This is a genomic window from Bradyrhizobium sp. AZCC 1721, assembly GCF_036924715.1.
Classification (GTDB): Bacteria; Pseudomonadota; Alphaproteobacteria; order Rhizobiales; family Xanthobacteraceae; genus Bradyrhizobium.
On record NZ_JAZHSB010000001.1, the window covers coordinates 1,799,559 to 1,811,370 of the forward strand.

Genomic DNA, 11,812 nt, shown 5'->3' on the forward strand with positions numbered 1-11,812 from the left:
CATCGAGGACGACATTGACGCCGGCAGATGCGTTGCCTGTGGCTGGTGCAGAAGCAAGCACGGCAGCAGGAAATGCGAAGCCAGGAATTCCAGTTTCAGCCGTCAAGGCGCTCGACATCTCGGGACTGAAGATCATGTCGGTCCAGGACAACCCCGAGCTTCGCGACCTGATGGCGACGAGTTGGCTAAGGATGCAAGCCGCTAACTCGACCATTGCAACTGACGTGCCCGATAATGCCCCGCAAAACATCTATGCGACCGTCAAGGTCAACGGCAAGGTCGTTGCGACCCTCTACAACGGCGGCCCCTCGGCGATGACGAACGAGGCCGCAGGAAGGGTTGGAGATCTGCAAGATCCTCCCGGCTTGAATGGCGGTCCCGATTTGGCGCAATGGCGTGCGGAGCGTATCGCAAAGGCTGTGGGCGGCACGGTCGAGAAGGCGTCCACCGCGATCGCGCAATCTGCATGGAAACCACGTCAGACGACGTCGACAGACTATACCCGCGCGCAACTGGACGCGGCCTTCGAAGCAATGATGGCGGAACGACAGACGGCCATCGCGCAGCGGTCTGCGGGCTATTCAACTCCCCACGAATCCTCCGGCGGTTATACGGACTTCAATGCCTGAGGCTCCTCAATCCGTCATAAATGAGCGCATGCCAAAATTACCCAGCCAGCCGCTCCAGCAGATCCTGCACGACGCCCTTCAGCAGATCGAGTTTGTATCCTGTCATCGGCAACGGCTTTGCACCTGACGTCGCTCGTTCTGCGGCAACGGCAATCGCTGCTACATTGGCCCGCTTCCCCTGCACCGCCGCTTCCGCAGCCGCAAGCCGCAGCGGCACCGGGGCGATGCCGCCGGCGGCTAGGCGAACGAACTGGAATGCGCCGTCCTTGACCACGGCGCGGGCGCAGACTTCGACCAGCGGCCATTCGGCATGGGTGCGGCTGATCGCGCGCTTGTAGAGCGCGCGCTCGCCTTGCAGCGGCGAGGGAAGTGCGACGCTCCTAATCATCTCGCCCGGCTGCAGCGCGTTGTCGGCGGTACCGTTGGAGCCGTCGCCGAGGAGGTCTCCCATTGTCAGGGAGCTCCGCTGGTCGGTCATCACTTTCGCTTCATACGCAAGCAGTGCCGCGGCCATGGTCGAGGGATGCGGCGCCACGCAGGGGCCGAGGTCGAACGCGACGTGGTAGAGATGATTGCCGGACCGCGCGGGACAATCCGGTCCGCCCTTCCTGAGACAGGCGATGTGCGGATTGCGAAAATACCAGCAGCGCGAACGTTGCGCGAGATTGCCGCCGAGGGTGGCGAAGTGACGGACCTGCGGCGTCGCCAAGCCTTGCGCGGATGCGGCGATGCCCGGATACGCCGCGGCGAGGCGTGCATCGGCCGCGATGGCGGCAATGGTGGTGAAGGCCCCGAGGCGCACACTGCCATCGGTGTCCCAATGCATCCCGATCATGTCGGGTGCGGCGGCAATATCGATCAACGGCCCCGTCGAGACGCCGCTGCGGCGCCGCTCGGAGAGGTCGGTGCCGGCGGCGCGGAATTCGCCGGCTTGCGTGGTGGTCATGGCTGTCGGTATCATGCGGCGGCCCTCCCTTTGAGCGCGGCGACGAGACGGTCGGGGCGGATCGGCATTTCGGTCAGCCGAACGCCGGTCGCGTGGTGAATGGCATTGGCGACCGCGGGCGAGGTCGGCACGGTTGCGACCTCGCCGATGCCGACACTGCCGCCGAGCACATGATCGAATCCGCGCTGGTCGAAATGCACGTCGATGATGGGCGTGTCCGCGATCCCGGGAATACGATAGTCCTCCATGCCGCCGCTAAGCACGTCGCCGGTGCGGGAATCGACCTCGCGTGCTTCATAGAGCGCGTAGCCGATGCCTTGAATGACGGCGCCAGTGGCCTGGCTTCGCGCCAGCGCCGGCGCCACGATCTTGCCGACCGCGATGCCGGTATGAACGTTGACGACGCTGACATGGCCGAGCCAGGTATCGATTTCGACTTCGACAACCTGCACCGAGCTCGGCATGCCGGCACCGATAGCAAGATTGGAAAAGCGCCGCATCATCCAGCCGAAGATCCACCCCATGAAGCCGGCCTGCTTGAGCGGCGACTGGATGCCCGGCGCCATCTGCCTGGAGTCTTCCGGCCGCACACCTGATGCGGAGAGGTCGGGCGAGGCCGCGAGCATTTCGCGCCATGGCGCGTTGGAGCCGGGGACCGGTCGCCGTTTTGCGTTCTGCTGGATCGCGGCTTTCAATTGCTCGATGGCGAGCAGCATCGGTGGGATCACCGAAGCCGTGACCCGGCTGCCTCCCGAGCCCGGCCCTTCCGGCAGCTTTGAATCGCCGATCCGGACCTCGACCTCATGCGGCTCCAGCCCGAACTCGCGTGCGAGCGCATTGGCGATCACGGTGCGGGTGTGCCGGTGCCGATATCCTGCGTCGCGGTGCTCGCTATTAGACGCCCGCCCTTCACGGCTACCTCGACCTTGGAGCCGGGCTGCCACAGATAGAGCCAGTAGCCGGTAGCGACGCCGACGCCGCGGCGATAACGGCCGCTTTGTGCGGCGACCGGCTTGCGGTTGCGCCAGACCTCCAGGTTTGAGGCCCAATCGTACAGCCGTTGACGGTTAGGATCGGGATCCCAGCGTTTGCGCAGCGCAATCGGATCAATATTCATGCGCACCGCCGCTTCATCGATCGCCTGCTCCAGCGCAAACGCCATCGGCGGCCCGCCGGGGCCGCGGAAGGGAGCGCCAGCCGGCAAATTGCTGATGACGTCGAAATCGGCGAGCTCCTTTCCTTCCGCCGGATAAATCAGGCGCGCCAGTGCCGCGATGGTTGAATTGGTTGCAGCTCCTGTATCGGCATAAGCGGCGAACGAAAGCGCTTTCAATTCGCCCTGCTCCGACGGCAGCAGTGCGATCTTCATCTCCGCCGCCGGTCGATAGCCGGTGACCGAAAGCTCCTCGTGCCGATCGTAGGCGACGCGCACCGGCGCCTTGGCCTCGCGCGCCAGCTCGATCGCGGTGGTGGTTTCCACGCCAAGCGCAGCCTTCGAACCAAAGCCGCCGCCGACATGGTCGGCAATCACGCGCACCTTGTCGTGGTCGAGCTTGTAGCGCTTGGCGATCAGCTCCATCAGGTGAAACACCGCTTGGGTCGAGACATGCACGGTGAGACGGTCGCCGTCGAAACGCGCGACCGCCGCATGCGGCTCGAGGCAGGCATGCTGTTGCGTGCCGGTGCGGAAGGTGCCCTCCACCAGCAGCGGGTTGTTCGCGGAGCGCGCGCTGTCGATCCAGCTTCGCACCTTCTTCGGCTTCTTGGAGAACGCCGCCGAGGGACCGCGGATGTTGCCTTTCCAGGAAGCCGGCGCACCGCCGCCTTCGGAGACGTTGCCGGCCTTCTTGCGCGCGGATTTTTCGAACACGACAGGCGCATCGGCCCTGCGCGCTTCATCGAGCCCGATCACCGACGGCAGGCGTTCGCTTACGAGCTTGATGGCAGCGATGGCGGCCAGCGCCGTCTTGCGATCTCTGGCCGCGACTGCGGCGATCGGTTCGCCGACGAAGCGAACGATGCGGTCGTCGCCGAGCAGCGAGATCGCTGCGCTCACACCCGGCATGGCGCGCGCGGCGGTGAGATCGATTTCACCGATGCGCGCATGCGCAAATGGCGAGCGCAGGATCACGCCTTCGAGCTGGCCGTCATGATGGATGTCGACGGTATACTTCGCCGACCCCGTCACCTTGTCGCGCGCTTCCATGCGCGGCGGAACGAACTCCTCGCCGTCGAAGCGGCCGGCGCAGGCGTCCGCCACGGCGCGGAAGATGCCGTCATAGGCGCCGCAGCGGCAGAGATGCCCCGACAGCGCCGCGCCGATTTCCTCGCGCGAGGGCACCGCCGTTCCCTTGGCCGCACGCCATGAATCATGAAACGCCGCGGCCTCGACGATGAAGCCCGGCGTGCAGAAGCCGCATTGCAGGGCGTCGTGCGCCATGAAGGCCTTCTGTACCGGGTGAAGTTTTTCCGCGCCGATGCCTTCGACCGTGGTCACGTTTCGATCCGCGGCGGTGCGCGCCGGCATCAGGCAACTCACGGCAGGCCCGCCGTCGACCAGCACCGTACAGGCGCCGCAGACGCCGGCCCCGCAGACGAGCTTGGTGCCGGTGAGGTCGAGCGCGTCGCGCACGACGTCGACCAGCAGCGCATCGGGATCGTCGGGGAGGGAAGCGAGCTTGCCGTTGATCGTCATGGTGCTCATCTGCGATCTCCAGGTTTGCGGGCGGATTTCTTGACTGGCTTCTGCTTGGCCGTGCGCGGTTTCGCCGGGCCGAGGGCGCCGGCGATCAGCGTGCGCAGCATGATTTCCAGATCCTTCAGGAAGGCATCGGCCGGCTGCATCGCGGGGTAGGCGGATTTGGTGCCGTTGACCGCCATCTCCACGCATCGCGCAAGCTCGCGCGGCGTCATGCCGGCGTGGAGAACGAGGCCCTGCTTGCGGCAAACGCGTGTGATCGTCGCGGCGAGCTGATCCGCATAGGCGGCTGCATATTTCTGATAGAGGTCGCGCGCCTGCAGGAGATGTTCGGAGAACAATTCCTCGACATGCGGCGAGCCGTCGAGCGAAGCGGCCAATTGCCCGAGCTTAGCGGAGACCGATGCGACGAGAATATCGGCGAGGCTGCCGCCTTGCTTCTCGGCGGCGCCGGCCGCGGCGATTTCGGCGGCGAGCGCTTCCTCATGCAGCCGTTCGATGACGGCGCGAAACAGCGCTTCCTTGGATTTGAAATGATGGTAGAGCGCCTGCCGCGTCAGCCCGGCGGCGTCCGCCGCCTGTTCGATTGAGGAGCGCCGAAAACCGTGCCGGCGAAACACCAGCATCGCGGCATCGAGAATGCGGGTACGGGCGCTCATTTGACGATTTTGACAAAAATAGGAGAAGTGTCAAATGACGAGATCGCGAACGGGGATCGGTACCGCGACGGCCAGCGTGATGTCACTGATAGGATGGCACTTTATGGGTCCGGCAGTCGTACGGTCCCCTTATGGATCTCATTCCAGCCTCGCCGAAGAGCAGCCGTCGATTGCAGTTTTGGTTTCCGGGGGATTTGTTTCTTCCCGGTTCCTTACCAATCTCCGCTGCGCCGTCGGTCGCTTCGGATGGTCTTTCGGGCATTGGTCCAGCAATCGATCTCTTGTCGTTACGGGCTCCACCATGCGCGCGTAATCACGCGTCGCGCGCCACTACAACTGTCGCGCGTTCATTTAGATCAATACCAATCCTAATTTCGGTTTGATGATCGCCAGTCGAACCCGTTTGGAGAAATACTAATTCTAAACGCGTGATTGACGCGCCGTGTATCCTTCGCGCACTTCATCACTGTGGTCACGCTTGTTACTGGTCCCGCGCAAAGCGATGAGGACTGGAAATGACTGCAAGTTTGAAGACCGCGGGATGGCTCGGCGCCGCGCTGCCGATGCTCGCCGCGATGATCGACGTAACGCCGGCGGAAGCACAATCGTCCGCGCGAGAATTGCCGGCTGTCGTCGTCGACCAGCCTTCACGCGCACCCGCTGCGCGCTCGCGTCCCGCATCCAGACGGCAAGCCGCGTCGGCGGCGAGCCGTCGCACGGCACTGCGCGGGGCCGTGACGCCTGATGCCGCGGCTGCTGCCGGCGCACGCGCGGAAACGGGCACCGGACCGGTGCGCGGTTATCTCGCGGGCCAGAGCGGCACCGGGACTAAAACCGACACGCCGCTGCGCGAGACTCCGCAATCGATCACGGTGGTCACCGCCGACCGTGTCACCGACCAGGGTGCGCTCACGGTGCAGGAATCGCTGCGCTACGTGCCCGGCGTGTTCGCCGACGCCTACGGCCCGGATTCGCGCGGAGACTATCCGCGCATCCGCGGCCAGGATCCGAATATCTATCTCGACGGCACCCGCATGGTGAACACCTTCACCTTCGAATGGCGGCCCGAACCCTACACGCTGGAACGCATCGAGGTGCTGCGCGGCCCCGCCTCGGTTCTCTATGGCGACACCTCGACGGCAGGCCTATTGAACCTGATCTCGAAGCGTCCGCAGGCGGAGGCATTCAACGAGATCGGCGTTCAATATGGCAGTTTCAACCGCAAGCAGGTGCAGCTCGACTCGACGGGCAAGCTGACCAAGGACGGCGAGTGGCTGTACCGCTTCATCGGCGTGCTCCGCGACAGCAATACGCAGACCGATTACGTGCCTGATGATCGCATCGTGCTGGCGCCGTCGCTGACCTGGCGGCCGACCAACAACACCAACTGGACCGTGCTCGGCACCTATCAGAAGGACAAGACCGGTTCGTCCACGGCGTTCCTGCCGCATGAGGGCACGTTGTATCCCGGCCCCAATGGATTGATTCCGTTGCGGCGTTTCGCCGGCGAGCCGGGCTTCGACAAATACCAGACCGAGACAGGCGCGATCTCGAGCCTGTTCGAGCACAGCTTTGGCGATGGGCTGAAGATCCGCCAGAACATGCGCTATGCCCATGTCGAGGGCATCTACCGGTCGACGTGGCCGGATTTGAATTTCGTTGATCCGAGTGATCCGGATTTCCCGTTTCTCGATTCCAGCAGACGCACCGTGGCACGCAGCGTATGGAGTCGCGAGACGGTCAAGGATAGCCTGACGTCGGACAGCAATGCCGAGTTGAAATTGCTCACCGGGCCGGTTGCGCACAAGCTGCTGTTCGGCGTCGACTACCGCGAGCTCAGGGAGCGCGCGCAATCCGGCTTCGCCACCGACTCCACGCCATTCGATCTCTACGCTCCGGTTTACAGCGGCGTGACCGCTCCGGCGATGTCGCCCGAGCCGGATCTGCGGCAAACCCAACTCGGGCTTTATGCGCAGGACCAGATGCGGCTAGGGCCATGGCTGGCCATCGTCGGACTGCGCCAGGACTACGTCACCAGCGACGTCGTGGGATCGCCGGTGGAAAACACCAAGGCCACCACCGGCCGCGCCGGGCTGATGTATGAGCTGCCGTTCGGCCTGACGCCGTATGTCTCCTACGCGCAGTCGTTCAATCCGAACTTCGGCAGTGGCGTATGTGTCGGTGTTTGCGTAGCCTCGCGCGGTGAGCAAGTGGAGCTCGGCTTCAAGTACAATCCGTTCGCAGGTACTGCGATCAATGGCGCTGTCTTCGACACCACCGAGAAGAACCGGCTGGCAAGCGATCCCGCTGGCTCTCCGTTCTCGGTCCAGACCGGCAAGATCCGGATTCGCGGCGCCGAACTCGAGGTGATCAGCCGCGTGACGCCAGACCTCGATCTGATCGGCGCCTATTCCTACCTCGATGCCCGGGTGGAAAGCGGGGACAATATCGGCAAGCGGGTCGAAACCGTTCCCGATCATCAGGCCTCGCTATGGGCAAAATACCGTCTCACCGCACTCGGCCTGCCGGGCCTGACTGTTGGCGGCGGCGTGCGCTATATCGGCGAGTCCTGGGACGGCACCGACACCATCCGCACGCCTGATTACACGCTGTTCGACGCCATGATCCGCTACGAAACCGGGCCATGGCGGTTTCAGGTCAACGCCAGCAACCTTGCCGACAAGCGCCATGTCACGACCTGCCTGGCGCGCGGCGACTGCTTCTTCGGCATCGGTCGCACCGTGCTGGGGAGCGCGACGTACAGGTTCTAGGTTGGTCCGGAAAAGGCGAGGCCGGTCTTACCCCGGCTTCGCCCGATACCTCGCCAAAAACATCCGCGTTGCGCTGTCAACCACCCGCGCGATGCGCTCCGCCGACGGCGCCGGCTCGGCCTGAAACACGAACGGCAGAAACAGCGTCGCCTGGCACATCTGCAGGAACTGCGCGGCGGCGAGGCCGCAATCGTCGATCGCAAGATCGTTCGACCGGACATGCGACTGCAGATACTCAGAGAGGCGCCTGATCGTCTTTGCCAGGACGTTCTCGTAGAACTGGCGTCCGACCTCCGGCATCCGTTCGGCGATTGCCATTACCGTGCGGATCGACGAACCGCCGCCCGGCCGGCAGATCGAACCGATATAGGTTCGGCCGAATTCGCTCAGCGTGGTTTCGACATCGCGTTTGGGATCGAGATTGTATTCAATCTTGCTTTTTTCGAGCGCTTCGTCCTCGACGATGGCCTCGAACAGCCGGCTCTTGTCGGCGAAGTAAACGTAAAGCGTGCCTTTGGAGACGCCAGCCGACCGCGCGATCTCGTTCATGCTGGCCCCATCAAAGCCCAGATCCATGAACACCTGCCGCGCGCCGTCCAAAATCTGGCGGCGCTTCGAACTCTCCTCCTCGCCTAACGGATGAAGCGTGCTTGCTGCGGATGCAACCATTGGTTTATCTTTTCGCGAAGGAATTCAACCCGGGATATAGCGGGAAGTCTCTTCTCGCTTTATGGTCGGTATGGTAGCAATCTATCTTGACCGAACCGTTCGGTCAATGATATTTTGGAATTAGGGGCACCAAATGCGGCCGGTTTCGTGGCCTCATGCGTCGCGACATTTTGAAATGGGGAGGCCTCGTTAATGGCCGCAGCGAGAGACCAGGCCGCACGCGTCGTTCGCGCCGAACCGGACGGGGCTCAGGACGAAGCCGCGCCTGACGCCGGCCCTCAGTTCGCCGATCAGTTGCGGACTCACGTCGCGGACGAAGCCAGGCGTCGTCCCGCGGAGCCGCCCGGCGCTCCCGCAGCTGAAAAGCCAGCCGCGGCGTCCGTCGATGCACCGGCGGCGAAACCGGGCAAGCGCAAGTTCGTCATGATCGGCGCGCTCGGCTTGCTCGCGCTGGCCGCGATCGGTTACGCCGTCTACTTCGTCCTGGTCGGGCGCTTCTATGTCTCGACGGACGACGCTTACGTTCGCGCCAACAACACCACGCTGGGCGCCCGGGTATCGGGCCATGTCGCGGCTATCCTGCCCCGCGACAACTCGCTCGTTCGCGCCGGCGACGTGATCTTCAGGATCGACGATGGCGACTATAGCATCGCGGTGGAAGCCGCGCGCAGCAAGATCGCGACCCAGCAGGCGACCATCGACCGCATCGGTCGTCAGGTCACGGCGCTGGAAAGCGCCGTCGAGCAGACCAGGGCGCAGCTCGCTTCCGCGGAAGCGGCGATGAAGCGTGCCGGTCTCGACTTCGATCGCCAGCAGACGTTGAGCACCAAGGGCTTTGCCTCACGCGCCGCCTTTGAGGTTTCCGAAGCCAGTCGGGACCAGAGCCTCGCCGCGGTGAAATCGGCACAGGCCGCCTATGACGCCGCGCGCGACAATGTCGAGGTGACGAAGGCGCAGCAGGCCGAGGCCCGCGCGCAGCTTGCGGAGTTGCAGACCCAGCTTGCCAAGGCGGAGCGCGACCTTGCATTCACCTCGGTGCGCGCGCCCGTCGACGGCACCTTCTCCAATCGCCTCGTCAATGCCGGCGATTTCATCCAGGCCGGGCAGCGGCTCGCCAATGTGGTGCCGCTCAACGACGTCTTCATCGACGCCAACTACAAGGAAACCCAGCTCAAGCGCATCCGTCCCGGCCAGCCCGTAAAAATATCGGTGGATGCGTACGGCCATCGCAAATTCGCCGGCGTCGTCGACAGCATTTCACCCGCGGCAGGATCGGTGTTCACGCTGCTGCCGCCGGACAACGCCACCGGCAACTTCACCAAGATCGTGCAGCGGCTGCCGGTTCGCATTCGCGTGCCGAAGGACGTGGCGAAGCAGAACCTGCTGCGCGCCGGCATGTCCGTCTATGTGACCGTCGACACCCGCGAGGGCGCGGCCGACGCGGACAGCGAGGCCGACCTCGATGCGCCCGCGATGGTTCAACCGCAGTAATTCTTACCTCGAGCCCCGGGCGAAACGCCCGGCGCCTGTGCCGAGCTGATCATGGCCGACGCCACCACCGCATCGCCCTCGCTGATGAACACAGCAGCCGACGAGCGCATCCCCCCGCGACGGCTGTTTGCGTTTCTCTTCATGGTGTTCGGGATGTTCATGTCGATCCTGGACATCCAGGTCGTCTCGGCGTCGCTGCAGCAGATACAAGCCGGCCTTTCGGCCAGTTCCAGCGAAGTGTCGTGGGTGCAGACCTCGTACCTGATCGCCGAGGTGATCGCGATCCCGCTGTCCGGCTTCCTGTCGCGTGCGTTCGGCACACGTCTTCTGTTTGCGATTTCCGCTTCCGGCTTCACCGTCGCAAGCTTGTTCTGCGGTTTTGCCTCGACCATCGAGCAGATGATCGTGTGGCGCGCGATCCAGGGATTTTTGGGCGCGGGCATGATCCCGACCGTGTTCGCATCCGCCTATACGGTGTTCCCGCGTTCGAAAATCCATATCGTCGCTCCGATCATCGGCCTGGTCGCGACACTGGCGCCGACGATCGGGCCGACGGTCGGCGGTTTCATTACAGACACGATGTCGTGGCACTGGCTGTTCTTCATCAACATCGTTCCCGGCATCGCCATCACCCTCGGCGTGTGGGCGCTATGCGATTTTGACAAGCCGAATTTCGCGCTGCTCGAGCATTTCGACTGGTGGGGCCTGCTGTTCATGGCCGGCTTCCTCGGCACGCTCGAATATGTGCTGGAAGAGGGGCCGCAGTCGCAATGGCTGGAAGACACGTCGGTCGCGGTCTGCGCCGCGATCTGTGCGATCTCGGCGATCGCGTTCTTCTGGCGCGTGCTCAGCGTGCGAGAGCCGATTGTCGACCTCAGGACCTTCACCGACCGCAATTTCAGCCTCTGCTGCCTGATCTCGTTCTGCGTCGGCGTCGGCCTTTACGGCCTCACCTATATGTATCCGCGTTACCTCGCCGAAGTGCGCGGCTACAGCCCGATGATGATCGGTGAGACCATGTTCGTCTCTGGTATCGCCATGTTCCTCACCGCCCCGATCGTGGGGCGGCTGATGGCGAAATACGACGTGCGCTACCTGATCGCGATCGGTCTGGTGCTGTTCGCGCTCGGCTCGTACCAGATGACCTGGATGACGAAAGAGTATGATTTCTACGAATTGCTGCTGCCGCAGATTTTGCGCGGAGCCGGCTTGATGCTGGTGATCGTGCCGACCAACACGATCGCGCTCGGCACGCTGGCGCCGGAGCGGGTGAAGAACGCCTCGGGCCTGTTCAACCTGACGCGCAATCTCGGCGGCGCGGTGGGCTTGGCCGTCATCAACCAGGTGCTGAACGAGCGCACCGACCTGCACATCTCGCGGCTCCACGACCGCGTCACCTGGGGCAACGCCGCCGCGGTCGATACCCTCAACATGTTCACCCAGCGCCTGCAGGGCATGGGCGATTCCGCGCTGATGGCGATGAAGCAATTGTCGCAGATCGTGCACCGCCAGGCCGTGGTGATGGGCTATGGCGACGCCTTCTTCATGCTGGCCGTGTTCTATTTCGTCCTGAGCCTGCTGGTGATGGTTCTGAACAAGCCTTCTGCAGCGGCGCTTGGCGGCGACGCGCATTAAAAGCGGTGTGACAACGCCGTTCACGCTCATGTCATGTTGCAAATCACCCGCGATGCATTTATAAGCTGCGCATTGTCGCTCGAACCGGGGAGATTTGCATGATTTCGATGTATTCGCAGATCGCGCCCTCGTGTCCGATGCTCGCGCTGGTTTTTCGGTCGCGTCGCTGAGCGCGATCTCCGCCGGCCCTGATCGGGCCTCACGCCCGATCTTTCCAAACTTCCCAACGACTTAACGACAGTTTTCAACGACGCATGCGTTCGGCCCAAGGCTGCCCGCGCGTCAAACCAGATGGAGCCGGCTTGCGCCTTTCG

General features: G+C 63.7%; 9 protein-coding genes. 4 read left to right on the forward strand and 5 right to left on the reverse strand.

Annotated features, from left to right (window positions below; all coding sequences use genetic code 11):
• Window positions 1–14: 14 nt before the first annotated feature.
• Window positions 15–629, forward strand: a complete 615-nt coding sequence (locus V1273_RS08815; protein ID WP_334409290.1) for a hypothetical protein — start codon at window positions 15–17, stop codon at window positions 627–629.
• Between the two features lie 37 nt (window positions 630–666).
• Here the strand turns inward: V1273_RS08815 and V1273_RS08820 are convergent, their stop codons facing one another.
• From V1273_RS08820 to V1273_RS08835, 4 genes are read right to left on the reverse strand one after another with little or no spacing between them, the layout of a single operon-like run.
• Window positions 667–1,590 (reverse strand): FAD binding domain-containing protein, encoded by a 924-nt coding sequence (locus V1273_RS08820; protein ID WP_334409292.1) that lies wholly within the window; start codon window positions 1,588–1,590, stop codon window positions 667–669.
• On the reverse strand, window positions 1,587–2,423 hold the full coding sequence (locus tag V1273_RS08825) for a xanthine dehydrogenase family protein molybdopterin-binding subunit (protein WP_334409293.1): 837 nt from the start codon (window positions 2,421–2,423) through the stop codon (window positions 1,587–1,589). The genes V1273_RS08820 and V1273_RS08825 overlap by 4 nt, the downstream gene beginning before the upstream one ends.
• The gene (locus V1273_RS08830; protein WP_334409295.1) at window positions 2,420–4,279 is read right to left on the reverse strand and encodes a molybdopterin-dependent oxidoreductase; all 1,860 of its coding nucleotides are present in this window, start codon (window positions 4,277–4,279) and stop codon (window positions 2,420–2,422) included. The genes V1273_RS08825 and V1273_RS08830 overlap by 4 nt, the downstream gene beginning before the upstream one ends.
• On the reverse strand, window positions 4,276–4,932 hold the full coding sequence (locus V1273_RS08835) for a TetR/AcrR family transcriptional regulator (RefSeq protein WP_334367401.1): 657 nt from the start codon (window positions 4,930–4,932) through the stop codon (window positions 4,276–4,278). Before V1273_RS08835 ends, V1273_RS08830 begins: the two co-directional genes overlap by 4 nt.
• 515 nt (window positions 4,933–5,447) lie before the next feature.
• On the opposite strand from V1273_RS08835, the gene V1273_RS08840 reads away from it, so the two are divergent.
• Window positions 5,448–7,703: a TonB-dependent siderophore receptor gene (locus V1273_RS08840; RefSeq protein ID WP_334409297.1), complete on the forward strand. Its 2,256-nt coding sequence runs from the start codon at window positions 5,448–5,450 to the stop codon at window positions 7,701–7,703.
• A gap of 27 nt (window positions 7,704–7,730) precedes the next feature.
• Here the strand turns inward: V1273_RS08840 and V1273_RS08845 are convergent, their stop codons facing one another.
• The gene (locus tag V1273_RS08845) at window positions 7,731–8,372 is read right to left on the reverse strand and encodes a TetR/AcrR family transcriptional regulator (protein WP_334409298.1); all 642 of its coding nucleotides are present in this window, start codon (window positions 8,370–8,372) and stop codon (window positions 7,731–7,733) included.
• A gap of 192 nt (window positions 8,373–8,564) precedes the next feature.
• Between V1273_RS08845 and V1273_RS08850 the strand changes: the two genes are divergently transcribed.
• Together V1273_RS08850 and V1273_RS08855 are read left to right on the forward strand one after the other, a co-directional pair.
• Window positions 8,565–9,863: an HlyD family secretion protein gene (locus tag V1273_RS08850; RefSeq protein WP_334409299.1), complete on the forward strand. Its 1,299-nt coding sequence runs from the start codon at window positions 8,565–8,567 to the stop codon at window positions 9,861–9,863.
• Window positions 9,864–9,914: 51 nt separating this feature from the next.
• Window positions 9,915–11,498: a DHA2 family efflux MFS transporter permease subunit gene (locus tag V1273_RS08855; protein WP_334367406.1), complete on the forward strand. Its 1,584-nt coding sequence runs from the start codon at window positions 9,915–9,917 to the stop codon at window positions 11,496–11,498.
• Window positions 11,499–11,812: the final 314 nt, after the last annotated feature.

Coding starts and splice junctions, on each gene's coding strand:
- V1273_RS08820 (WP_334409292.1), bottom strand. CDS start 1,590: ATGATACCGACAGCCATGACCACCACGCAAGCCGGCGAATTCCGCGCC.
- V1273_RS08830 (WP_334409295.1), bottom strand. CDS start 4,279: ATGAGCACCATGACGATCAACGGCAAGCTCGCTTCCCTCCCCGACGAT.
- V1273_RS08835 (WP_334367401.1), bottom strand. CDS start 4,932: ATGAGCGCCCGTACCCGCATTCTCGATGCCGCGATGCTGGTGTTTCGC.
- V1273_RS08840 (WP_334409297.1), top strand. CDS start 5,448: ATGACTGCAAGTTTGAAGACCGCGGGATGGCTCGGCGCCGCGCTGCCG.
- V1273_RS08845 (WP_334409298.1), bottom strand. CDS start 8,372: ATGGTTGCATCCGCAGCAAGCACGCTTCATCCGTTAGGCGAGGAGGAG.
- V1273_RS08850 (WP_334409299.1), top strand. CDS start 8,565: ATGGCCGCAGCGAGAGACCAGGCCGCACGCGTCGTTCGCGCCGAACCG.
- V1273_RS08855 (WP_334367406.1), top strand. CDS start 9,915: ATGGCCGACGCCACCACCGCATCGCCCTCGCTGATGAACACAGCAGCC.